The organism is Metabacillus niabensis (assembly GCF_020524345.1).
Taxonomy (GTDB): Bacteria; Bacillota; Bacilli; order Bacillales; family Bacillaceae; genus Metabacillus; species Metabacillus niabensis_B.
The window spans coordinates 41,123-64,378 of sequence record NZ_JAIVLH010000017.1 but is presented as its reverse complement, the minus strand read 5'-3'; the positions used below and the strand labels follow the sequence as shown (position 1 = coordinate 64,378).

Genomic DNA, 23,256 nt, shown 5'->3' with positions numbered 1-23,256 from the left:
GCCCAGCATCTTTTGCTGGGCCTTTCTGGTATGTTTAGGAGCCAAAAATAAAGATCACCTTTCGGCGATCTTTATCCAATCTTACGCATTCCTCTGTATTCATCTGAGAGTTTCATAAATTCTGCTTTGTTCTTTGTGTCAAGTGCATCATTGATACGTTCTTCTAGCAATGCTTTCTTCCTGTTAAACAGCGCTTCATCCAAAATCATTTGAATATACATGTCTAATACAGGTTGCTCGGATGGAACGTTTTTCGTGTTACGGGACTTCATGATTTCAGTGTACGATGACTTTTTATTTTTCATGAAATATCACCCCTGATGCCTTTTTTATATTGTATGGAATTTAAACTGGAAAATCAACCAAATTGTTAAAATTTTTAAAAAATTTAATAGGAATATTTTGATTTATGTATGAAAACCTTACAAAGGGAGATGCTATTTTTAAGGATGTGATGTCATGAAAAAAGAAAGAGAGAAGGAATTGTCTTCAACTCCTTTAAATCCGGTTTTTGGCATAGAAATGAATCGTAATGAGATTCAAAATGAACAAAATGATGGATTGGCTGATATTAATGAAAAAGAATGACTTCTTTACAGGAATGTAAAAGAAGTCATTTTTTTGTGGAGTTTTTGTAAATATGTAGATATCTAAAAAAAGACATGATAGATTGAGTTTATGGGATATATTACCTAAAAATTATTAAAAGAGGTGTAAAAAATGGCGAAGGATTTAACAAAAGAAAGAGTAGCTGATTATTTTATTAATCGTTTTACAATGGCAATTTTACCTGGGGAAAATAAGTTTTGTTCTGAAATACTGGAATATGAGCAGGAGATCTTTGTTGAAAAACGACCGATGGAAGTCATTGATCAAAGTTGTCGTTATTTTGGCAGCAGTTATAGCGGAAGAAAAACCGGGTCCAAAGATATAGCTAATATTACACATAAGCCGCCTATTGTGATTGATCCAGCAAATTCGATCTATTTTTTTCCTACAGCCGCCTCAACTAAAGCTAATTGTGCATGGATCGCGCATAGTTTTGTGAAAGAGTACAAAGCGACAAAAGAACATGATACAGAAATTACTTTTACAAATGGAAAGCAAATTACAGTTCCGATGTCTGTCGGTTCATTTGAAAATCAGCTGTTCCGAACGGCTCAATTAAGAGCGGTTATTTCTTCGCGAATTGAACAGGAGCAACGAAAAATAAATATGATGCTTTTACCGAAAGACGAAAAGGAGATTAATGCTTTCTATGAACAAATCATCAGAAAAATGAATCGTTTCTGATAAAAGAATCAAACTTGGAATATAAATATGAATAGTAGAAGGGATTACCTACATTCTGAATCAACTTAACTTTTACCATGATGATGATAGCTCACCTAATAAGATTGGGTATACATCCCGGTTGGAGGGATATGAGCTATCTTCATTTACAAGTTACGCTATTTCTTTGGTTTAAATAAGTATTCCTCCATTATTTCAGAAACTTTGTTTCTGATTCTGGGATTAAAATAATTGTGTTTCTCTTCATAGCCGTTATAAATAAAAGAATAGAGAGTAAATGCTTCATCGCGTTCAACTTGGTGAACTTTAATGTTACGTTTATAAAGCTCACGTTTTATTTCTGACAAATCTTTTTGTGCAAGTTTTAACGATTCTTCAACAATGGTTAAGTATGGCCGATGTAATTTAAAAGGACTTTGTTCAATGACAGCTAAATCTCTGTTAAAGATGGAAACAGCCATCGGTAAGTAAATAGACTGTTCAATCATGTCTCTGATGTCATTTGGAATTCTTGTCATAAAAAGACCTCCTACAAAGGATGGAACATGTGTTCTGTTTTTATTATAAATGATGATGTATATGTTCGCAAGTATGTGGCTTAAGATTATGTTCTTTCTTTTAAGTTTTAATATAAGTGTGTACAATAGAGACAAAGGTTATTTTGAGGAGTTTTGGATGATATTGGAGACACTGCAGGATATTTTTACTTTAGAACAGTTAATGGAAGTTTTTGAAACATATCGTTCATTTGGTCCATTTTTTGCGATATTATTGCCTTTGTTAGAAGCATTTTTGCCATTTTTGCCACTTGTTGTTTTTATTGTTGCAAATGTTAATTCATTTGGACTTTGGATGGGATTCTTATTGTCTTGGATCGGTGCTTGTTCAGGTGCTATTATTGTATTTATTATCATGAGAAAGCTTGGCAAGTGGAAATGGATCCAAAGGATTAAGGAAAAAAAAGGAATGAGGAGACTTTTAACTTGGATTGAACGCAGAGGCTTTAGTCCACTTTTTCTTATCTTGTGTTTTCCTTTCACTCCTTCTGCTGTAATTAATGTTGTTGCAGGACTTTCACGAATAAGTTATTGGCAATTTATTCTGGCAGTTTTAGCAGGCAAACTTGTTATGATTTTTATGGTGAGTTTTATTGGTCAAGATCTGCGGGCTCTTATTACTCAACCAACAAGAGCAGCCATTGCAGGAGTGGTCATTTTCTTATTATGGTTTGTAGGCAAGCAGGTGGAAAAGCGTTTAAATACAACAATGACAACAAGAAAAAGAGGTAGCTAATCTCTAGGAGGTTGTATGAAAAAACGAGGAATTGCTTTTACTGCAGTAGGGATTTGTTTAACGGCTATTTTTATAAAAAACTTGGTCTTCGTAGAGTATAAAGTTGAGGGTGTATCCATGCAACCAACGTATGAAGAAGGCCGATTGCTATCGATTAATAAATTAGGGTTTATTTTTTCATCGATAAAAAGATTTGATGTCATATTATTTCATCCACCAAACAGTGAGGAAATATATATTAAAAGGATTATCGGATTACCAGGTGATGAAATACACTATGAGGATGATCAGTTATATGTGAACGGTAACGCCGTCAATGAACCTTTTTTAACTTCTTCAGATGATCAAATAGACATCATGAAAAAGACAGGAAGCTTTACACTGGAGGAAATTACGGATAAAGCCCGGATTCCGGAGGGCTATATATTTGTCATTGGGGATAACCGGATCCAAAGTCGGGACAGTCGTCATTTCGGTCTTGTTAATATTGATAATATTATAGGAACTGTACATGATAAAAAATAATGCTGACTCATGAAGAACTTTTGTGAGTTAGCATTTTTTGTATTATACAGTACAGAAAGTAAAAGATTGATAATAGCAAAGGAAATAAGTTAGATCTTTCCATATTTCTAGCAACTTATCATATAATAAAACTATGAGCACGTGCTCAGGGTAGATTTGTAAAAAAGGGGATGGAAACATGTGCGAGGTAGTGATTACGGCTGCGGTTAGAACGCCTATCGGGACATTTGGTGGCGCTTTCAAAGAACTGTTGCCCACCCAATTAGCTGTTCCGGTGTTAGATGAGGTGGTGAAAAGAAGTAAACTTGAGAAGCATGAGGTAGATGAGGTGATATTAGGGCACTGTATTCAACGGACTGATGAGCCCAATACAGCACGCACATCTGCCCTATTAGCCGAATTTCCAGATACAACAACAGGATTTACCATTCAAAGGCAATGTGCGTCAGGTCTTCAGGCTATTCTGTCTGCTGCTATGCAAATACAAACTGGTCAATCCAACATTGTCATCGCCGGTGGGGTAGAAGTGATGAGTTCAAGCCCCTATTTATTAAAACAGCATCGCTGGGGCTCGCGACTTCAGCATAGTCAAGTGACAGATAGTGTGTGGGAAATATTGAAAGATCCAATTCACCATATTATGATGGGGGAGACAGCTGAAAATGTGGCTGAAGTCTATAATATCACACGCCAGGAGCAGGATGAGCTTGCATTATTAAGTCAAAACCGAGCATTGTCAGCAATCGAGAGTGGGAAGTTTAAGGATGAGCTAGTCCCAATAAAGGTGAAATCTAGGAAGGGAGAAGTCACAATATCTCAGGATGAAGGGCCAAGACAGGTTTCATTAGAAAAACTTGCTTCATTACCTGCAATTTTCAGAGAAAACGGTTCGGTTACAGCTGGAAATGCTTCTACATTAAATGATGGCGCGGCAGCACTTGTATTAATGACGCGAGAGGAAGCAGAAAAAAGAAATTTGACCATCTTGGGGACAATCTCTCACTACACGGTAGTAGGAGTCGATCCAAAAATGATGGGGATAGGTCCTGTTCCTGCGATCCAAAAAGGATTAAAAGCACTGGATTGGTCTGTAGATGATCTTGATGTGATCGAGATTAATGAGGCATTTGCCGCTCAATATCTTGCTGTTGAAAAGCAATTAAATCTAAACAGAGAGAAAGTAAATGTAAATGGAAGTGGCATTAGCTTGGGACACCCTATTGGTTGTACGGGTTCAAGAATTGTTGTAAGTCTTTTACATGAAATGCGGCGTCGTGATTCCAAAAAAGGTCTCGCCTCCTTATGTGTCGGCGGTGGAATTGGTGTAGCCCTTTTTATAGAAAGATAGATTGGTAAGGGCTAAGGATGGTTAGCCCTTTACTTGCGGCTTGAGGAAAATAAGAACAAGGAAACTAACACCAAACAACGTAATAAATAAAATTAGGGTTGAGTGAAAAGATAATAAGCTTGATAAAATAGGACCAATACTTGCTCCGGTTAATAGGATAAATGAATAAAGAGAAATAGCAGTTGCTCTCCTTTCGGCAGCAGCTTCTCCTATAAACGTAATTAAAGATGGAATAAAAACAGCAATCGCAGAAACAAATAAGATGGATATAGCTGTTATGATGACCAATTGTTTAACAAGCAACATAAATGAAAAAGAAAGAATCATAAAGGTTAAGCAAATGAGCATGATTTTTTGAGGTGTCATTTTTTTAAACCAGTGTCCACTAAACAAAGAAAGCGGCGTACCAATTAACGCAATACTTCTGCTGAAAAATAGCTCCTTTTCCTGTCCTGCATAATATTGGGCAAGCTCTTCGTAAAAAGAGACGAAGGACATGAGTGTTATAAAGGTCATGCAAAGTCCAATCATGACAGGTGCTTGAAAAAGTGTATTTTTAGATGAGGAAGAGGGAGTGGGATGTGCTGGTTTGTTCCAATTTACCTTAGGAAGAAGATAAATCGCACAAACGGATAGAATCAAATATGTCAGGCTGAAAAAGTAGAAAACAGCTTGCCAATTATATACATGAACAAGGGTTGAGCTAATAAGCTGCCCGATGATACCTGCCATTAGAAAGCCTGTATTAATGACCGCGATCACAAATGTTCTCCGCTTTACAGGAAAAGCATCAAAGCAGTAAGCATAGGCAACCGGAGCAAAACTTCCTAACACCATTCCTTGAATCCCTCTTAAAATATAAAAGCTTTGTAAAGATAAAATTGTTGTAAGGCTAAATGTTAAAAGAAAAGAAGCAAACATACCAAAACATAGAACATATCTTTTAGAAAAAGCTCTCGAAACAGGACCGAAGCTTAATAGGCCAATTGCATAACAAAAGGTAAAGACGGTGCTGGAAAAAACAGCTTCTTCATATGTAGAGGACAGCCCTTCAGCCAGGTAAGAATACATAGGAATAAGAAAATAAATATTACTTGCAACACTAACAGCAGCAAGCCAAAAAAACAAACTAACTAACCGGCTTCTCACCCACCCCACCCCCTTCTGTCATATTATGAACCACCAACTGGTTTGGTGTCCCTAAGACAAAAGTTGGCAAGCGGGAAAAATGGAATTTGCTTAAAAAGTAAAGTAAAATAGTAATAGATAATTAGAACTTTAATAAATGACTATTACCAAATTCAACCAATTACTACCACGCTATTTTAGTTGTGGTATTTATTTTTTCTTACTATCAGTAAGTTATAAGAGAGTATAAAATTTTATACTTAGTGTTGGTGTCCAGCTCCAGCGCCTAGCCCCTCGGGGTCATAAGCCACTCAGGAATTGAAGACAAAGAACGTCTTCTATTCCTGAGCGTCTTATGCCTGTCGGGGCTGATCAAGGCGCTTGCGCTATTCTTATCCTAAAACGTTAGCGGGGTATTAGCATGACGATTCAATTTATCCTTGGTCGCTCCGGAAGCGGAAAAACAGAAACAATAGTAAACGAAATAAGAGACAGATTATTTGATGAACCAATAGGAAGACCGATTATTTATCTTGTTCCAGATCAAATGACATTTGGTGCTGAATATGAATTAATCCGCACACCAAACCTGGGCGGAATGATTAGAGCTCAAACCTTTAGCTTCAGTCGTTTGGCATGGAGAGTGCTGCAAGAAACAGGCGGGATGACGCGTCAGCATCTTTCAAGCACCGGAATCCAAATGCTATTAAGAAAATTAGTAGAACAATATAAACAAGAATTTAAGGTGTTTTCAAAAGCCAGTGATAAAAATGGATTTATTGAGCAATTAGAGACAATGCTAACAGAGTTTAAACGGTATTGTTTATCACCGGAAGAGTTGGAGCAATATTTAGCAGGTGCGCAAACAGAGCTAGATCAAAAATCATTAACAGATAAGCTCCACGACATGGCGATTCTCTATAAACAAATGGAAATTCAATTAAGTCAGCAGTATGTTGATTCTGAAGATTATTTAAGATTGCTTGCAGAAAAAGTACAAGACTCAAATTATTTACAATCAGCAGATGTTTATATTGATGGATTTCATAGCTTTACACCACAAGAATATGAAGTGGTAGGCTCATTAATCAAGCATGCAAAAAATGTGAAAATTGCCCTTACTGCGGACAAGCCGTATGAGGATTTTCTTCCGCATGAATTGCACCTATTCCAAATGACGGGAAAAACCTATCATAAAATTCTCGAGTTGGCTAAAGAAGCAGGTAAACAAGTTGATGAACCTTTGCTTCTCAAAGAACAACATCGCTTTTATAAAAGCCCATCTCTACAACATTTAGAAACATATTATGATATGAGACCAACACAAATATTTGAAGACAGGACAAGCATTACTATCTATCAAGCTGCAAACCGCCGCTCTGAGATTGAAGGAATTGCAAGAAACATTCAATCACTTATGAGACAAGGTGAGTATCGTTACCGTGATATCGCTTTACTTGTACGAAATTCAAATGAATACCGGGATGTAATTGAACAAGTTTTTCGTGATTATGAGGTGCCGTTCTTTATTGATCAAAAGCGATCGATGCTAAATCATCCATTAGTGGAACTTATTCGTTCTACTCTGGAGGTGATCAATGGTCATTGGCGATATGAGGCTGTGTTTCGGGCGATAAAAACAGAAATGCTGTTTCCGTTAACAGAGCAACTCGAGTCTCTTCGCGAAGATATGGATTTGCTGGAAAACTATGTTTTATCTTATGGCATTCAAGGTTCAAAATGGACGAAAGATGAGCGTTGGCGCTATCGACGTTTTTATTCACTTGACGATGAGTTTGTCGTGACAGATGAAGAAAAACAAATGGAAGATAAATTAAATCAGCTTCGGGAACTGATTGTTCAACCGGTCCAATCCCTTCATCAAAGATTAAAACGAAGTAAAACCGGACGTTCTCTTGCAGAGGCCTTGTATTTGTATTTAGAAGAATTACAGATTCCTCAAAAGCTGGAAACACTTCGTCTGAAGGCGGAGGAAAACGGACAATTGTTAGAAGCACGAGAGCATGATCAAGTATGGCAAGCGGTTGTGAATCTCTTGGATGAGTTTGTTGAAATGATGGAAGAAGAGCAGGTTTCATTAAAGCTCTTTTCTGAAATGCTTGAAACGGGTTTAGAATCGATGAAATTCTCACTCGTTCCACCTGCCATTGATCAAGTATTAATTGCAGACTTGGAAAAATCAAGGTTCTTTCATGTGAAATGCTCCTTTATTGTTGGAGCAAATGATGGAGTCATACCGGCAAGACCGAAGGAAGAAGGGATTTTAACAGAGGATGACAGAGAGTTCCTTCACTATCAAGGTGTAGAATTAGCCCCTACAGCTAGACAACAGCTCCTTGATGAAAACTTTATTATTTATATGGGGTTAGCAAGTCCTTCTGAAAGGCTGTTTCTTTCTTATCCAATGGCAGATGAAGAAGGTAAGGCATTGCTTCCTTCTGTGATCATTAAGCGAATGCAGGAGATGTTTCCTTTAATTGAAAAGAAGAGACTGATCAATGAGCCGGAACAGTTAACAACCGAAGAGCAGTTATCTTTTATCATAAATCAGAATGTTACGCTTTCCTATGTGACCTCACAGTTGCAATCATGGAAAAGGGGATATCCAATCCATCCTTTATGGTGGGATGCTTATAATGATTTTTTGAACTCAGAAACAAAGCAAATGACCAAAAGAGTGTTAAGCAGCTTATCCTATGAAAACAAATCAAATCAGCTTAAACCTTCTATTAGCCGGGAACTGTACGGTGAGCATATTCAAGGCAGTGTGTCACGAATGGAGAAATTTAACAGCTGTCCATTCTCCCATTTTGCCTCACACGGCTTAAAGCTTAGAGAAAGGCAATTTTTCAAGCTGGAGGCACCTGACATAGGACAGATGTTCCACTCTGCTCTTAAGCTCATTTCCGATCGATTGCAGCAGTTAAAGCTTGATTGGAAGGAGCTTACAAAGGATCAATGTGAGCGACTTTCGAATGATGCTGTTGAAAGATTGGCACCACGTTTACAAAAGGAAATCTTATTGAGCTCAAATCGTTATCACTATATTAAACGCAAGCTTCAAAAAATACTTGCTCGTGCTTCAACAATCTTAAGTGAGCATGCCAAAGCAAGCGGATTTGCACCGGTTGGATTAGAGTTGGGTTTTGGTCAAGGCGGAGAGCTGCCACCAATTCGTTTTACATTGCCAAACGGCTGCACAATGGAGGTTGCAGGGAGAATTGACCGTGTTGATAAAGCAACAGGTTCAAATGGTGTGTTATTGCGAATTGTAGACTATAAATCAAGTGAAAAAAATGTTCAGCTTTCCGAAGTGTATTACGGTTTAGCACTGCAAATGCTCACATATTTAGACGTTATTATTTCAAATTCGCATTCTTGGCTTGGCGTGAAGGCGACTCCTGCAGGTGTATTGTACTTCCATGTACATGATCCGATGATTCAAGCATCAACTCTATTACCGGAAGAAAAGCTTGACGATGAAATTTTTAAGAAGTTTAAAATGAAAGGCCTCTTACTAGGTGATGAAGAAGCCGTTAAATTAATGGATAACACATTAACGGAAGGAAGCACGTCAAATATAATTGCAGCAGGCTTAAAAAAGGATGGAGGATTCCGTTCAACTTCTGCTATAGCGAGTGAAGATGAGTTTGAGCTGTTGCGTAACCATGTTCGTTCAACATTTAAGAAAATAGGCACCAATATTACCGATGGTGTGACCGATATTAGTCCATACAAGCTAAAAGATAAAATGCCATGTACGTATTGTGAATATAGATCGGTTTGTCAATTTGATGAATCGTTAGAAGAAAACAATTTCCGTATCCTAAAAAGTGAGAAAAATGATGAAGTGCTAAGAAAACTAAGAGAGGAGGCAGGGCGTCATGAGTGAACTAATTCCAAAACCGGAAAATAGCCAATGGACGGATGATCAATGGAAAGCGATTGTGGCTAGCGGACAGGATATTTTAGTTGCAGCTGCTGCCGGTTCAGGGAAAACAGCTGTCTTAGTTGAGCGAATCATCCGGAAGATTTTAAATCGGGAAAACCCTGTTGATGTAGATTCCCTTTTAGTCGTTACGTTCACAAATGCCTCAGCTGCTGAAATGCGGAGCCGTATTGGAGAAGCGCTCGAAAAAGCGCTAAAGGAGAATCCATCATCTCTACATTTACGAAGACAGCTTACATTGCTGAATAAGGCATCTATTTCAACATTACATTCATTTTGTTTACAGGTTGTCCGGAAGTACTACTATTTGATTAACATTGATCCAAGCTTCCGCATCGCCGATCAAACTGAGGGCCAATTACTGATTGATGAGGTTCTTGATGAAATGTTTGAAGAGGAATATAGCCGAGAAGAGAATGAAGAGTTCTTTGACTTAGTTGATCGATATACATCAGATCGAAGTGATATGGAACTTCAGTCATTAATACGGGAACTTTACTTTTTCTCCAGATCACATCCAACACCATCTGTTTGGCTTGATCAGCTTACAGAGATGTACGATATTGATGAAAATGAAATGAATTCATTGCCGTTTATTACGTATCTTTTGCAGGATATTGACATGCAATTAACAGGGGCTAAAGACCAGCTGTTACAAGCTATGGAGCTCACAAAGCAGCCTGCAGGTCCGGCCCCAAGAGCGGAAAATTTAGAGGATGATTTAAAACAGATTGCTGGGATTCTTGCACATAAGGATTCATGGGATTTGCTTGGAGAACAACTTAAAAAATTCAAAATGACTCGTGGAAAAATTGTAAAAGGTGATCAATATGATAAAAGCCTTACAGATCAAGTGACGGCATTACGAAATGCAGCCAAAAAACAAATCGAACAGCTTCGGGATGAACTTTTTACTCGTCCGCTGGCAGCATATATTCAAGACTTCCAACACTTAAAACCTGTAGTGAAAAAACTGGTTTCTCTTGTTCAGCAGTTTGCAGATCGTTATGAAGGCATGAAAAAGGAAAAAGGCATTGTTGATTTTGCTGATCTGGAGCATTACTGCCTGCAAATTCTTCAAACAGAAAAAGGGCAACCAAGTGAGGCGGCGCTTTATTATAAACAACAGTTTGTTGAAGTGTTAGTTGATGAATATCAAGATACGAATCTTGTACAGGAATCTATTTTGAAATACGTCACAAAGGAAGAAGAAGCAACCGGAAATCTTTTTATGGTAGGAGATGTAAAACAATCCATCTATCGCTTCCGATTGGCGGAGCCTTTTCTCTTTTTAAGTAAGTATAAACGATTTACACAAATGCCGGAAAACAGTGGAATGCGAATTGATTTATCAAAGAACTTTCGAAGCCGTTCAGAAGTGCTTGATGGAACAAACTATTTGTTTAAGCAGATTATGGGTGAGACGGTTGGAGAGATCGTGTATGATCATGATGCAGAATTAAAGCTCGGAGCTGACTATCCGGATAATCAGCTGATGAGTACTGAACTCTTACTCATTGAACGTGGTGGTGAAGAAACCGGTTCTGAGAAGGAAGAAGTAGATGATGAAGGAGTTTTTGATGAGCAAGAGCTGGAAACCGTTCAACTTGAAGCAAGATTGATGGCTAAAAAGATTAAAACATTAATAGATGAACAGTTTCAAATTTATGATCGAGCTATAGGTGGAACACGAAATATCACATATCGTGATGTGGTGATTCTCCTTCGTTCTATGCCATGGGCTCCACAAATAATGGAGGAGTTCAAACAGGCTGGAATACCCGTCTACGCGAATCTGTCAAATGGATATTTTGAAGCAACAGAAGTAGCCATTATGCTCTCTGTCCTAAAAATTATCGATAACCCTTTTCAGGATATTCCGTTAGCTTCAGCGTTACGCTCACCTGTTGTCGGACTAAGTGAAAATGAATTAGCACTAATTCGAACCTATGATCGAAAAGGCACGTTTTATGAAGCTGTGAAAGCATTCATTGTAACTGGAGAACAGGACCAGCAAGAATTATTTCATAAACTAAACCCATTTATTGACTTGTTACAAGGATGGCGTGACTTAGCGAGAAAGGGTTCTGTTTCTGATTTAATTTGGCAGCTTTACCGTGATACAAAGTTTTTTGATTTTGTTGGTGGAATGCCTGGAGGTAAGCAGCGTCAAGCAAACCTCCGTGCACTATATGATCGGGCGCGACAATATGAAGCAACATCATTTAGAGGTTTGTTCCGCTTTTTACGTTTTATTGAAAGAATGCAGGATCGCGGGGATGATTTAGGGGCAGCTCGTGCTCTTGGTGAGCAGGAGGATGTTGTCAGATTAATGACTATTCATAGTAGTAAAGGATTGGAGTTTCCGGTTGTATTCGTTGCAGGTCTTTCCAAGCAATTTAATATGATGGATTTAAATAAAAAATATTTACTTGATAAAGAGCTGGGATTCGGAACAAAGTTGATCAATCCTAAGTTGCGTGTTAGTTACCCAACATTACCTTATATTGCACTAAAGAAAAAAATGAGAATGGAGCTTCTTGCAGAAGAAATGCGTGTCCTCTATGTCGCACTTACTCGTGCAAAAGAAAAGCTCTACTTGTTAGGGACGTTAAAGGATCCTGATAAAACAATGACAAATTGGAGAAATCATCTTTCACATACAGAATGGCTGTTACCTGACTTTGAACGTGCAAAAGCTAAAAGCTATTTGGATTGGATCGGCCCGGCGTTAATTCGTCATAAAGATTGTATTGTACTTAGTGAAGGACAGATTTGTTTTAATGAAGACATTGCAGGACATCCCTCACGTTGGCTCATCGAAAATGTAAAAGGGGAAGAGCTGAAAGAAACATTTAAAGCCGAGCAGGAATTAAATCATGAGCTTCTGATTTCTATTCAAGAAGGTGAAACTGTACCAATTGAAAGTGAATGGAAGGAAGCCGTTCAACATCAGCTTTCATGGTTTTATCCTTATAAGCAGGCAACAGTGAGCAGATCAAAGCAATCGGTCACAGAATTAAAAAGACAGCGTGAAGTTCAAGATGAATATAGTGATCAGCAGCTGATAAAGAGGACGGATGCACAAACACTTCTTTTTAATCGACCAAGTTTTATGCAAACAAAGTCCATCACTCCTGCGGAGAGAGGAACAGCGATGCATGCTGTCATGCAGCATATCGAACTCCAAGGAGAAATAACAGAAAAAACCATTACACAAAAGATAGAAGATCTTGTTCAAAGGGAAATTCTTACTCCTGAGCTGGCCAAAGTGATTGATGTCAATCAAATTATCGCTTTTTTCTCTTCAGATCTTGGTCAAAGAATGGTACATGCGAGACAGGTTTATCGGGAGGTTCCATTTAGTTACGCATTAGACGCGGATCAACTTTATAAAGATATGAAAGATGAACCAATCTTAATACAAGGTGTCATTGACTGTTTATTTGAGGACGAGCAGGGGACTGTTTTGCTAGATTATAAGACAGATACCATCAAAGGACGCTTTAATCAGGACAGACTAGCTGTTGAAGAAATAGTAAAGGACCGCTATCGTATACAGATAGATTTATATACAAAGGCAGTGGAAGATATACTGCACCGCCCTCTTCAGGAAAAGTACCTGTTTTTCTTTGATGGTGGTTATTTGATCAACATGTAGAAAAAGTTCATTGAAAAACATAAGTGCAATCGGTCTAATGCCGATTGCTCTTGCTATTCAAGTGGAAAACAGACCAGAAAGGAATGTTTATAAATGCGTTTATTGCATACGGCAGATTGGCATCTGGGTCGAGCTCTTGAAGGAAGAAGCCGGCTGGCAGAACAGGCACAATTTATTGATGAACTTGTCAGAATAGTAGAGGAAGAAAAGGTTGATGCCATTTTAATGGCCGGTGATGCCTTTGATACAGTGAACCCCCCTGCTGCGGCTGAACAATTATTCTATGATGGACTATCCAGATTATCGGACCATGGTAAACGCCCCATTGTTGTCATTGCAGGAAACCATGATAATCCGGATCGATTATCTGCTGCATCTCCTTTGGCAGGTAATCATTCCATTCATTTAATCGGATATCCGAAGACTGAAGTTATTAAGGTAGACATACCTGCAGTCAACCAACAAATAATGGTTGCGGCACTCGCTTACCCTTCTGAAGCACGCCTTGAGCAAGTGTTATCACAGGAACACGATGAAGTTCTCCTTCGAAATAAATATGATGAACGAATACGTGATTTATTTTCCATCATGAGTAAGCAATTTCAGCAAGATACAGTCAATATTGCCATGAGCCATATTCATGTAGCAGGTGGAAGCTCTTCTGATTCAGAGCGGCCAATCGAAGTAGGCGGGGCATATACTGTTGCGGCAACGAGTATGCCTCAAGCCGCTCAATATGTAGCATTAGGTCACTTGCATCGCCCACAAAATATGAAGCGTGCAAGTACGTTGACAAGATATTCTGGCTCTCCGCTTGCATATAGTTTTTCGGAAATCGGCTATACCAAATCGGTTACAATTCTTGATGCAGAACCAAATCAACCGGTTGTCATGAAAGAAATTCCGTTATCATCTGGAAAGCCGTTAGTGAAATGGAAGGCGACCGATGGAATAAGTCAGGTTCACCAATGGCTTGATGAAGGAAGAGATTCAACAGCTTGGATTGATTTAGAAATACACTTAACAAGCACATTATCTATTGAAGAAATCCATCGATTACGAAAATGGCATCCAGGTTTTATCCATATTCGTCCTGTTTTCCAAGCAGAACAAGAAGTAGCAGCAACTAGACAAGCAAATCTGCCAATCGATCAATTGTTTACACAGTTTTATGAAAAACAAACAGGTGGAGCCAAACCTGAAGACGAGCTTATTAAGCTGTTTTTGGAACTGGTCAATCAGGATGAGGTGCAAGAGGAAGGTGATGAAGCATGAAGCCTATATCATTAAGTGTTGCCGGTTTGCATAGTTTTCGTGAAAAGCAGACCATTCAATTTGACTCTCTTTGCGATGGAGGGATTTTCGGAATTTTTGGTCCAACCGGAAGTGGAAAATCATCCATTTTAGATGCCATGACACTCGCTTTATATGGAAAAGTGGAGCGAGCGATGAACAATACACATGGCATCCTTAATCATGCGGAAGATCAGCTAACGGTTGCCTTCACCTTTGAACTTGAAAATGCTTCTGCAAAGAAACGGTATATTGTTGAACGTGTGTTTAAACGAACAGATGATATTAGAGTGAAAACAGCTATTTGCCGATTAATTGAAGAGGATGAAGAACATATAGTTCTGGCTGACAAGGCGGTTGATGTAAATGAAAAAATCTATGGATTGCTCGGGTTGACAATTGATGATTTTACTCGTGCCGTTGTGCTGCCACAAGGGAAATTTGCTGAATTTTTATCTTTAAAAGGGGCAGAAAGAAGGCAAATGCTTCAGCGTTTATTCCATCTAGAGCAATATGGTGATCAATTGCTGAAAAAGTTAAAAAAACGCTTAGCTTCAACCCGTATTGAACGAAATGAACTGGAAGCAGAAAAAACAGGTTTAGGTGATGCGTCAGTCGAGGCAGTTGAAGAAGCGAAAAATCATGTGAATGAAGCAAAAATTTTGTTGGAAAAGCGTCAAAAAGAGTTAGAAAGTGTCACAAAAGACTTTGAGCAAAAACAAACTCTTTGGAATTTGCAGTTGGAAAAGGCTGAAATCGAAAAAGAAAAGCTGTCTGTAAAAAAAGCAGAAGAACAAATTGGCGCTTTAGAAAAACAATTGAAGTCTGCAGAGGAAGCAGAGGCTTTAAGACCGTATGCCGAAGCCCTTCAGGCACGGAAAAAGGAAAAAAATGAAGCAGAAATCAACTTGATTACTGCTAAAAAAAGCTATGAAAAAATGAAAGAAAAGTACGAAACAACCAGTCGGGAGTACGAGAGAATTCGAGCGAAAAAAGCGGAACAGGAACCATTGCTTGTAACAAAGCGTGAGAAACTATTACAGTTGCAAAAGGTTGAAGAGGAGCTTGAACGGGAGCGAAAGCTGCTTCAGGAAGCGGAAAAAGAGTACGTTACCCTGCAAAATCAGCGGGAACATCATCAGACATTATTAGTAAAGGCTCAACAGTTAGTGGAAAAAGCGGTTAATAAGCAACAAGTATTAAAAGATGAGCAGCAAAACAATGTGGTGACGACAAAGGATCGTGATCAAGTACGTGGTGCCATAGATGCGAAACAACATGTACTTAGAAGTAAGCAGCAATATGTTGAAACAGCTGAATTACTAAATAGAAAAACAAAAGCTATTCAGACAGAAAAAGAGAAAGCCGGTTTAACAACTGAGCAATTGCAAAGAAATAAACAACAGTTAATGACACAGTTTCGTGAGTTAAATAAGCTTTATTACTATGTAGTAGAGCGGGAAAATGAATATAAGCAGACAGTTTCAATGGCTAAAAATAGAGTGGAAAAAGCCGTAAAGGAAGAAGAAAAGGCGAAAAGCAAAAAACTTGCGTATGAGTTAGTTAACGATCTAAAAGAAGGTGAGCCTTGTCCGGTTTGTGGATCTTGTCAACATCCTAGTCCTGTTCATGCCAAACCAGATCATGACAAGCTGGAAAGTCTGTCAGAATCAATGAAGCAGCAGCTTGAACAGCTACAAATGTTAGGGCATGAGCCACAATCTTTAAAGGTGAAGGCGGAAGGTTTATCAGAACAGCTTGTTTCAGAATTTGAATTTTTGCAAGCAGTGAAAGCAACAGAAGATATTCAAGTAGACGAAATACTCAAAAATGCTCAGGATGTATCAATTGAGCAAATGTCTCACCTTCTGCAAACTGAATTCAAACGCCTTACCCAGGATTATTTACAAGTAAGAGATGCTATAGAGAAACTGGTAAAACTGTACCGCGAATGCCAGAAGGAGGAAGTAAGAAGGAGAGACAGTATCTCCTCAGCGATTTTGGATGCGAAAGAGTGGGAAGATAAGGCGAATTCATACAAGGAAAGCTATGAACAAAGCTTGTCTTATTATAATGAGAAATTCACTTTGATCCCTTTTGAAGAGGTTGAAAAGCGACAACAAGAAATCTCGGAAAAAGATGCTGCCAATGAACTGCTAACAGAAAGAATTCAAAAAAGCTTCTCCTTTATTGAAGAACAACAAGCTTTAGTGAAAGAACAAGAACAGATGAATCAGCAACTAACAGAGCAGCAAATTGCATTAAACGCAACGTTGCAAAATCGTCGTTCGTCCGTTAAGGATAAGGAAGAAATGCTAATTGGAATAACAACTGAGATGACCATTGCCGCACAAATTCAGGAAATGGAATCACAAATTAAGAATCTAATAGAGAAAGAAAATAATTTATATCAATTATGGCAAAAAGAGTCAAACGAGCTTCATACACTGCAAAGTGAACAAGCAGCACATGAAAAATCATTAAACCAAGCAGCCAGACAAGTTGAAGGGTCTGAGAAAGCCTGGGAACAAGCCAAACAAGAAACAGACTTTTTAACGATTGAAGAAACACTCGCTTCTTTATTAACTTCTGATGAAAGACAACAAATGAAAGTGAAAATAGAAGCGTTTAGGGATAAAATGAAGCAACTTAACACAGACTTAAACAAAATCGAAGAGAAATTAGAGGGGAAAGCGGTCACACAAGAACAATGGGATCATATTCAAATGATAAGACATGAGATGAAGCTGCAAACAGACGAAGCCGTTGCAAATAAAGGAGCAGCAATAAATGCATTAGACGTGCTTCTTGAAAAACATGAACGATTTACAGCTATTGAAAATAAACAAAAAGAACTTGATGACATGCTGCAGAAACTTGAAAAGCTTCAATCAGTATTTAAAGGAAATAGCTTTGTAGAATATGTGGCAGAAGAACAACTGCAGCAAGTCAGTCGTGATGCTTCTGAGCGTTTATCTCTGTTAACACGTGGCCGATATGCAATCGAAGTGGATTCTCAAGGTGGCTTCATCATGAGGGATGACGCAAATGGCGGAGTCAGACGCCCTGTTTCAACACTATCCGGTGGGGAAACCTTCCTCACATCTTTAGCTCTGGCGTTATCATTATCAACTCAAATCCAATTAAGGGGAGAATACCCGCTTCAATTTTTCTTCTTGGATGAAGGATTTGGTACACTTGATGTTGAGTTACTTGATACCGTGATTTCAGCACTGGAAAAGCTTCAAGCACAAAACCTGTCAGTTGGGGTAATAAGTCATGTCCAGGAATTAAGGGCCAGATTACCAAGGAAACTAATTGTCGTACCGGCCGAACCTTCCGGAAAAGGAACTTCTGTTTATTTAGAATCTCTCTAATGCTAAAAGGATTGAAGAAGACATGGGGAAGAAAAAGGAAATCGGTACATGTGAATTATGTGAAAGAGAAGAGGTTGAAACAACCATTCACCATTTAACACCTAAGGAAATGGGCGGAACCTTTTTACCGACAGCCAATCTCTGTATAGCCTGCCATAAACAAATTCATGCACTCTATACGAACGAGGAATTAGCAGCGAGGCTTTCAACAATCCAAGAGTTAAAACAAGATGAAAAACTCAAAAGCTTCATTAAATGGATTCGTAAGCAACCATCAACAAAGTTGGTTCAAACGAGAAAATCAAATGAACGGAAACAAAAAAGGCGTTAAAAATGGTCGAGCTTACTGCTTGACCATTTTTTATTGTTTTAAATCTTGATAAAAGGAAGATGCTGTAACAGCATCCTCCTCTTTTAACATTCTGTTTAATTATTAGCAACCATGTTTTGATCAGCTACATCAGGATCAATTAAATTAGTTGCACTTATTCCATTATTAATAATATGGAAATCACCTGTGCTTCCCCCGCCAGACCCTGAGGCGGACTTTGCCTGGCTTTTTGGAGCAAGATAGAACGTGTCACCAAAATTAACTACGCCTCCACCTACATGGTTAATCTTAATCGGACCGACAATTGCTGGCATATAAAACACCCTTTACAGTTTACTACTACATTACAATATGCTAGGTATATTAAATATGTTCTGACTACACTGAAACATCTACCGGGCCTTCTCTATCCGTTTTCACCCTTTAATTGTCGGATATGTTTCACTCTAGCTTCAGCTATAATATCTTTTGTTGATCCAATGTGAAAAACAGCAGAACTTGAAAGTGCTGCAATATTAACAAAAGATACATTGATCGTTGGTTTTTCATGGAAAAAATTCGTTGTTATCTTTTCATAGATAATTGGTTGAGGAATTTCTTCCTGAAAGGCTTGAAACATAGATGTATCTCCTTCATAGTCGAAAAACCTTTCCTCCTCACGCTGTACGGCCAGGACATTTGTTGTAGGCTTTATCTGAAAAGAATCACCAATCTGAAAAACAGAACTTAGCCCGACAGAATTTACATAAGCTGATGAAACATTTGACTGACGATTAATCATTGTGGAGCCAACGGTACAAGCGGACCGATAATGAGAGATTCAGGAGGTGTATCAAAGATAGATGATAGCAAAATGGTCTGTGTATCACCAATAAGGAAAACTGATGAACTCGCTACCCCGACGACCCGGATGTTTCCAACCTCTATATTCCGATTCACAACTGTAAAATTCATAATTTAAGTCACTCCTTATTGAACAGAATCTTTAGGCAAGTGCTGTAAAAAATGATTAATGGAATTCTCAACATCCTTTTTTACTAAAGCGAAAATTTCCTGTTTCTTAGTTTCAAGAGAATCCTGATTCGTTAAAGGCTGAAGATTTAAGTAATATTGAATTCGACTATCAATTTGTTTTCGAATATCTGCGATAATATGCTGACGATGAGGTTCATCAAGCTTTAAGTCATATTGTTTTTCGGCATGATGAATATATTGAGCACAATCATGACTTAAAAAGTGATGAATATCATGTGAACATTTTTTTAACAATTGATCACGAAGTTGTTGTTGACCTCCATTTACATTCATTCCGTTTTGTTGAACCTCAAAGTTATCGATTTGATCAGGATCAGTTGGATTTAGTCCAATATTTAACACACCATCAAGTTGTTCTACTTTTAATTGATCGAATTTATATTCAATTCTTTCAATATTTGTGACAGGTTGATTTTTTAATTTTTCTATGTCAGTGCGAAGACCTGTTATTTGTTTGGTAAGTTGTTGAATCATTTTGTCTTGCTGCTGAACATAATGATGCATTTGCTGTAAGTAATTCATCATATCGTTATAGTTCAAAGTCATTCACCCACCTTTGTTTCTCGCTCAACAGTTGTTACACATAGTGTATGCACACAATGAAAAATGGGTGAATGCCTAGAACATTTATGATGCGGAAGACGGCGAGGTTAATGGGACAACAAGACCATTAGTGGAAGGTGATTGAACACCTGTTGGCGTTGCTGTTTCAATTTGAGGTGCCGGTTGATAAAAACCGCCGGTATTATACAAATTTGATAAAGGCTTAATCATGCCTGCACTCCCAATCTGCAATACCGAAGAGTTACTAACTGCATCTACTCGAAGGTAATTAATACAGATTGATTGATTAATATAAAAATTCATCATTACACTTCCTTTGTGTTGAAGGTTATGACTGGGTTAGAAGTTTCCGGTGAGTGGCTGGTCAACAACATCATTATCATACGTATTAGTAACTGAGTTTTGATTGTATATGTTCAATCCATCACCTGTATTAAATGAACCTGCACCTGCAAATGTTTTAACCTCACTATGAGGAGAAATGGTAATAACATCTCCAACATGCACAATGCTGCTTGTTCCTACACTATTTACCTTAAAAGCTCCTACAATAGCTGGCATTTTTAACATCCTTTGGCTTGAAAATGAAAAACAAGAGAGAACAATTGTGACAATTACCTAGTTTTAGAATATGAAGAAGGTGGAGAGGGTGTGAACAATGGAGAGAAAAATACGTGTTGAAGAGATCGTTATCGATCATGATAAGTTGGAAGGGAAACATTGGACTTCATTGTTAAGCATTTCGGGAATTCTCTTTTAATGTTTCTTTGTTAAGTCCTTTTATTTCTTGTAGAATCAATAAGTCTAACTCTTGACTGCACTGAATGGTTTTAGTTGAATTAATTCCATAATGTAGAGCTGTTTTAATTAATTGCTGTCTCTTATGTTCAATTTCATTCACTGGCATATATGATATTCTCCATTTCGCTAATTTCTATGAGTATTGGACAAGAATATTATACAATGTTTACATAATGAAAAGCGTATAATTGATAAAATATCCTAAAATTATACAAAAATTTACAAAAGGAAATCCTCTTCATTATAGCGAATATAGAACATAACGAAATCTGAACATAAAAGGAAAAAGGGAAGGTAAAAATAAAAAGCTTTGTTATAGCACGAACGAATGAGGGAGGAAAAACAGTGAAATTTGTGACAGCTATTATACATAATGAGCCCTTTGTTGGTTTATTACATGAAGAAAAAATAATCGACATTCATAAAGCGGAACAGGTAATCTTTGAAATGAACTCTTTTCCAAATACATTAGTCGAATGTGTTGGTTTAGGTGATAAATTTGTTCAAAATGTTAAGCAAATCGTCGATAAGTTAAAGGATGCAGAAAGGGTGGAAAGCTATGTATATTCGATATCTGATGTGACTATTTTAGCTCCCATACCAAGGCCGGCAAAAAACATATTCTGTGTAGGAAAGAATTATCGGGAGCATGCGATTGAAATGGGAACGGAAGAAGATATACCGAAGCATGTGATGCTTTTTTCAAAGGCACCGACGACCGTCATCGGTCATGAACAAGAAATTGATCCACATTCCCATATCACAACTGAACTTGATTACGAGGGTGAACTAGCGATTGTAATAGGCAAAAAGGGGAAGCGTATTGGCGAGGCTGAAGCAATGGACTATGTATTTGGCTATACGATTGTTAATGATATTACAGCGCGAAATTTACAAGCACAGCATAAGCAATTTCTATTGGGCAAAAGCTTAGACACATCTTGTCCAATTGGTCCGTACTTAGTTCATAAATCTGCAATCTCAAATCCATATGATCTTACCATAAAAACAAAAGTGAATGATGAAATAAGACAAGATGGTCATACAAAAGATATGATTTTTTCAATTGAGCATATCATTTCAACAATTTCACAAGGAACAACATTAGAGCCGGGAGATATCATCGCAACAGGAACTCCTGCTGGAGTAGGAAAAGGATTTAAGCCGCCTAAATTTCTACAACAGGGTGATGTGATAGAAATTGAGGTTGAGGGAATCGGAACATTACGCAATACGGTGTCAGGGTAAGGAAATGAGAAAGTCGATCAATAGATTTTTATAAGGTTTCTGTACCTAGTGTCGGTGTCTAGCTCGAGCGACTTATGCCTACCTTCGTTTGATCAAGGCGCTTGCGCTTTTCTTTGTCACAGGAAGTTCATTCTTTTCATGTTTATTTTTTAATATTTGCAGCAAATCATGCTAAAATAGGGTTGTCTGTGATCAGTTTAAGGAGGAAAAAATATGACACATGCACACATAACAACCTGGGTTGTTGCGATTATTTTATTCTTTGTCGCACACTCGCTGTATAAGTCTGGAAAAGAAAAACCGTCTAAAATTGTACATATGGTTCTAAGATTATTTTACATTTTAATTATTGTGACAGGTGGTTTGCTTGTATCAGCTATTTATAAGATAGATGGCGAATACATTGCGAAAATGATCTTGGGTGTGTGGACCATTGGAGCAATGGAAATGGTATTAGTCCGCTTGAAAAAAGGTAAGCCGACAAGAGTATTTTGGATTCAATTTGTGATTGTTGTGATTCTTACGATTTTATTGGGTATGCGTTTACCATTAGGAATCTGGAGCTTTTCGTAAAAAAAATGCCTTCTCTTAGGAGTAGGCATTTTTTTATGCTTTAAAACTTACTGCAAACCAATCTTCTCTCTCCAAGGCTTGTTGTTATTTCCAGCCTATCTGAGGAGTGAACCCCTCTTTCAAAGTGATGTTGAATTCCTAGTATGCTTTCTTCATTGTCCAGCTGATAAAAAGATACCCCTTTTTTATGAACGCGATTTTCAAGAAATAATAATTGGTTATATGAATAAATACAATCATAAGGTGAGAAGCCAAGTGAGTTAATTTGCTTAATTAACCTGACAAATGTCTCATCTTGTAGTTCCTTCAGCATTTCGTCCAGTGCAACCGGTAGTTTTTTTCGTACGCGAACCGTATCACCATTATTAACTGAATAAGTCCCCGTATTTGTTTTAATCTTACCCAAACCTATCCATACCCCGGTTTTCCACCCAGTAGATTCCAAAATTTCTATATGGGAATTATTAATCTCATCTAATAAAAGAAGCTCATCATTCATATCATCATAAATGACGTACTGATCATTCGCTACTTCGATCAGTCCGGTTAAATACGAACGTTTTTGGTTTAATAGCAGATCTGTCCGTTTTAATGGAAACATGATATTTACCTCCAAATCATTCTGACACGAGTATTGTAATAGATTTTGTGTTGTTACTCGTTTTAGACAAAAGTGAGTAAGTTTATGCATGGATATTTTGATTAGGACAATTCAACATTGTTATGCCATGGGCATAGACTAGGTACACCTGTTGGAGTAATTGGCGTGAGAATATATAACATGGGATTGTAAATAGGTGAGGGAGATGATATGTA

Annotated in this window: 23 protein-coding genes; 12 read left to right on the top strand and 11 right to left on the bottom strand. The window is 37.8% G+C overall.

All coding sequences use genetic code 11. The features are described from left to right. Nucleotides 1-71: 71 nt before the first annotated feature. Nucleotides 72-272: an IDEAL domain-containing protein gene (locus tag LC095_RS18225; protein WP_413467514.1), complete on the bottom strand. Its 201-nt coding sequence runs from the start codon at nt 270-272 to the stop codon at nt 72-74. 187 nt (nt 273-459) lie between these two features. Between LC095_RS18225 and LC095_RS26895 the strand changes: the two genes are divergently transcribed. Then, nucleotides 460-588: a hypothetical protein gene (locus tag LC095_RS26895; protein WP_264196098.1), complete on the top strand. Its 129-nt coding sequence runs from the start codon at nt 460-462 to the stop codon at nt 586-588. A gap of 132 nt (nt 589-720) precedes the next feature. Next, nucleotides 721-1,293: a competence protein ComK gene (locus LC095_RS18220; RefSeq protein ID WP_226529512.1), complete on the top strand. Its 573-nt coding sequence runs from the start codon at nt 721-723 to the stop codon at nt 1,291-1,293. Nucleotides 1,294-1,451: 158 nt separating this feature from the next. Here LC095_RS18220 and LC095_RS18215 read toward each other — a convergent pair whose 3' ends face one another. Further along, the gene (locus LC095_RS18215) at nt 1,452-1,811 is read right to left on the bottom strand and encodes a hypothetical protein (protein ID WP_078435655.1); all 360 of its coding nucleotides are present in this window, start codon (nt 1,809-1,811) and stop codon (nt 1,452-1,454) included. Between the two features lie 157 nt (nt 1,812-1,968). Here LC095_RS18215 and LC095_RS18210 point away from each other — a divergent pair, with 157 nt between their 5' ends. The 3 genes from LC095_RS18210 (at nt 1,969) to LC095_RS18200 (ending at nt 4,459) form a co-directional block, all read left to right on the top strand. Beyond that, complete coding sequence (locus LC095_RS18210; RefSeq protein ID WP_226529510.1) at nt 1,969-2,586, top strand: TVP38/TMEM64 family protein; 618 nt, start codon at nt 1,969-1,971, stop codon at nt 2,584-2,586. Between the two features lie 15 nt (nt 2,587-2,601). Further along, complete coding sequence (gene lepB / locus LC095_RS18205; protein WP_226529508.1) at nt 2,602-3,111, top strand: signal peptidase I; 510 nt, start codon at nt 2,602-2,604, stop codon at nt 3,109-3,111. A gap of 178 nt (nt 3,112-3,289) precedes the next feature. Continuing rightward, nucleotides 3,290-4,459, top strand: coding sequence for a thiolase family protein (locus LC095_RS18200; protein WP_226529506.1), 1,170 nt, complete (start codon nt 3,290-3,292; stop codon nt 4,457-4,459). Nucleotides 4,460-4,480: 21 nt separating this feature from the next. On the opposite strand, the gene LC095_RS18195 is transcribed toward LC095_RS18200, so the two are convergent. Further along, complete coding sequence (locus LC095_RS18195) at nt 4,481-5,608, bottom strand: MFS transporter (RefSeq protein ID WP_226529505.1); 1,128 nt, start codon at nt 5,606-5,608, stop codon at nt 4,481-4,483. Nucleotides 5,609-6,008: 400 nt separating this feature from the next. Here LC095_RS18195 and addB point away from each other — a divergent pair, with 400 nt between their 5' ends. From addB to LC095_RS18170, 5 genes are all read left to right on the top strand, one after another. Then, complete coding sequence (gene addB, locus LC095_RS18190) at nt 6,009-9,500, top strand: helicase-exonuclease AddAB subunit AddB (RefSeq protein WP_226529504.1); 3,492 nt, start codon at nt 6,009-6,011, stop codon at nt 9,498-9,500. Continuing rightward, complete coding sequence (gene addA, locus LC095_RS18185; RefSeq protein WP_226529503.1) at nt 9,493-13,218, top strand: helicase-exonuclease AddAB subunit AddA; 3,726 nt, start codon at nt 9,493-9,495, stop codon at nt 13,216-13,218. Before addB ends, addA begins: the two co-directional genes overlap by 8 nt. Before the next feature lie 93 nt (nt 13,219-13,311). Then, nucleotides 13,312-14,493 (top strand): exonuclease SbcCD subunit D, encoded by a 1,182-nt coding sequence (locus LC095_RS18180; RefSeq protein ID WP_226529501.1) that lies wholly within the window; start codon nt 13,312-13,314, stop codon nt 14,491-14,493. Further along, nucleotides 14,490-17,888, top strand: coding sequence for an AAA family ATPase (locus LC095_RS18175; RefSeq protein ID WP_226529499.1), 3,399 nt, complete (start codon nt 14,490-14,492; stop codon nt 17,886-17,888). Before LC095_RS18180 ends, LC095_RS18175 begins: the two co-directional genes overlap by 4 nt. Nucleotides 17,889-17,910: 22 nt before the next feature. Then, nucleotides 17,911-18,219 (top strand): HNH endonuclease, encoded by a 309-nt coding sequence (locus LC095_RS18170; protein WP_226529498.1) that lies wholly within the window; start codon nt 17,911-17,913, stop codon nt 18,217-18,219. A gap of 95 nt (nt 18,220-18,314) precedes the next feature. Here LC095_RS18170 and LC095_RS18165 read toward each other — a convergent pair whose 3' ends face one another. The 7 genes from LC095_RS18165 to LC095_RS18135 all read right to left on the bottom strand — a co-directional run bounded on the left by LC095_RS18165 (nt 18,315) and on the right by LC095_RS18135 (nt 20,725). Further along, nucleotides 18,315-18,533, bottom strand: coding sequence for a spore germination protein (locus tag LC095_RS18165; RefSeq protein ID WP_226529497.1), 219 nt, complete (start codon nt 18,531-18,533; stop codon nt 18,315-18,317). A 92-nt stretch (nt 18,534-18,625) separates the two neighbouring features. Then, the gene (locus LC095_RS18160) at nt 18,626-19,000 is read right to left on the bottom strand and encodes a spore germination protein GerPE (protein WP_226529496.1); all 375 of its coding nucleotides are present in this window, start codon (nt 18,998-19,000) and stop codon (nt 18,626-18,628) included. Beyond that, entirely contained in the window at nt 18,997-19,173 is a 177-nt protein-coding gene (locus LC095_RS18155; protein WP_226529495.1) for a spore gernimation protein GerPD, read from the bottom strand. Before LC095_RS18155 ends, LC095_RS18160 begins: the two co-directional genes overlap by 4 nt. A 15-nt stretch (nt 19,174-19,188) precedes the next feature. Continuing rightward, nucleotides 19,189-19,800 carry a spore germination protein GerPC gene (gene gerPC, locus LC095_RS18150; RefSeq protein ID WP_226529493.1) on the bottom strand — a complete coding sequence of 204 codons (612 nt, stop codon included), beginning with the start codon at nt 19,798-19,800 and terminating at the stop codon, nt 19,189-19,191. A gap of 81 nt (nt 19,801-19,881) precedes the next feature. Then, nucleotides 19,882-20,121 carry a spore germination protein GerPB gene (locus LC095_RS18145; RefSeq protein WP_226529492.1) on the bottom strand — a complete coding sequence of 80 codons (240 nt, stop codon included), beginning with the start codon at nt 20,119-20,121 and terminating at the stop codon, nt 19,882-19,884. 36 nt (nt 20,122-20,157) lie between these two features. Then, the gene (locus LC095_RS18140; protein ID WP_226529491.1) at nt 20,158-20,379 is read right to left on the bottom strand and encodes a spore germination protein; all 222 of its coding nucleotides are present in this window, start codon (nt 20,377-20,379) and stop codon (nt 20,158-20,160) included. 172 nt (nt 20,380-20,551) lie between these two features. Further along, nucleotides 20,552-20,725, bottom strand: coding sequence for an aspartyl-phosphate phosphatase Spo0E family protein (locus tag LC095_RS18135; RefSeq protein WP_226529490.1), 174 nt, complete (start codon nt 20,723-20,725; stop codon nt 20,552-20,554). A gap of 239 nt (nt 20,726-20,964) precedes the next feature. Between LC095_RS18135 and LC095_RS18130 the strand changes: the two genes are divergently transcribed. Beyond that, on the top strand, nt 20,965-21,867 hold the full coding sequence (locus LC095_RS18130; RefSeq protein WP_226529489.1) for a fumarylacetoacetate hydrolase family protein: 903 nt from the start codon (nt 20,965-20,967) through the stop codon (nt 21,865-21,867). 213 nt (nt 21,868-22,080) lie between these two features. After that, the gene (locus tag LC095_RS18125; RefSeq protein WP_026561276.1) at nt 22,081-22,440 is read left to right on the top strand and encodes a YisL family protein; all 360 of its coding nucleotides are present in this window, start codon (nt 22,081-22,083) and stop codon (nt 22,438-22,440) included. 40 nt (nt 22,441-22,480) lie between these two features. Here LC095_RS18125 and LC095_RS18120 read toward each other — a convergent pair whose 3' ends face one another. Then, nucleotides 22,481-23,041 carry a DUF2777 family protein gene (locus LC095_RS18120; RefSeq protein ID WP_226529488.1) on the bottom strand — a complete coding sequence of 187 codons (561 nt, stop codon included), beginning with the start codon at nt 23,039-23,041 and terminating at the stop codon, nt 22,481-22,483. Between the last annotated feature and the right edge of the window lie 215 nt (nt 23,042-23,256).

Coding starts and splice junctions, on each gene's coding strand:
- LC095_RS18225 (WP_413467514.1), bottom strand. CDS start 272: ATGAAGTCCCGTAACACGAAAAACGTTCCATCCGAGCAACCTGTATTA.
- LC095_RS26895 (WP_264196098.1), top strand. CDS start 460: ATGAAAAAAGAAAGAGAGAAGGAATTGTCTTCAACTCCTTTAAATCCG.
- LC095_RS18220 (WP_226529512.1), top strand. CDS start 721: ATGGCGAAGGATTTAACAAAAGAAAGAGTAGCTGATTATTTTATTAAT.
- LC095_RS18215 (WP_078435655.1), bottom strand. CDS start 1,811: ATGACAAGAATTCCAAATGACATCAGAGACATGATTGAACAGTCTATT.
- LC095_RS18210 (WP_226529510.1), top strand. CDS start 1,969: ATGATATTGGAGACACTGCAGGATATTTTTACTTTAGAACAGTTAATG.
- lepB (WP_226529508.1), top strand. CDS start 2,602: ATGAAAAAACGAGGAATTGCTTTTACTGCAGTAGGGATTTGTTTAACG.
- LC095_RS18200 (WP_226529506.1), top strand. CDS start 3,290: ATGTGCGAGGTAGTGATTACGGCTGCGGTTAGAACGCCTATCGGGACA.
- addB (WP_226529504.1), top strand. CDS start 6,009: ATGACGATTCAATTTATCCTTGGTCGCTCCGGAAGCGGAAAAACAGAA.
- addA (WP_226529503.1), top strand. CDS start 9,493: ATGAGTGAACTAATTCCAAAACCGGAAAATAGCCAATGGACGGATGAT.
- LC095_RS18180 (WP_226529501.1), top strand. CDS start 13,312: ATGCGTTTATTGCATACGGCAGATTGGCATCTGGGTCGAGCTCTTGAA.
- LC095_RS18175 (WP_226529499.1), top strand. CDS start 14,490: ATGAAGCCTATATCATTAAGTGTTGCCGGTTTGCATAGTTTTCGTGAA.
- LC095_RS18170 (WP_226529498.1), top strand. CDS start 17,911: ATGGGGAAGAAAAAGGAAATCGGTACATGTGAATTATGTGAAAGAGAA.
- LC095_RS18165 (WP_226529497.1), bottom strand. CDS start 18,533: ATGCCAGCAATTGTCGGTCCGATTAAGATTAACCATGTAGGTGGAGGC.
- LC095_RS18160 (WP_226529496.1), bottom strand. CDS start 19,000: ATGATTAATCGTCAGTCAAATGTTTCATCAGCTTATGTAAATTCTGTC.
- LC095_RS18155 (WP_226529495.1), bottom strand. CDS start 19,173: ATGAATTTTACAGTTGTGAATCGGAATATAGAGGTTGGAAACATCCGG.
- gerPC (WP_226529493.1), bottom strand. CDS start 19,800: ATGACTTTGAACTATAACGATATGATGAATTACTTACAGCAAATGCAT.
- LC095_RS18145 (WP_226529492.1), bottom strand. CDS start 20,121: ATGAATTTTTATATTAATCAATCAATCTGTATTAATTACCTTCGAGTA.
- LC095_RS18140 (WP_226529491.1), bottom strand. CDS start 20,379: ATGCCAGCTATTGTAGGAGCTTTTAAGGTAAATAGTGTAGGAACAAGC.
- LC095_RS18135 (WP_226529490.1), bottom strand. CDS start 20,725: ATGCCAGTGAATGAAATTGAACATAAGAGACAGCAATTAATTAAAACA.
- LC095_RS18125 (WP_026561276.1), top strand. CDS start 22,081: ATGACACATGCACACATAACAACCTGGGTTGTTGCGATTATTTTATTC.
- LC095_RS18120 (WP_226529488.1), bottom strand. CDS start 23,041: ATGTTTCCATTAAAACGGACAGATCTGCTATTAAACCAAAAACGTTCG.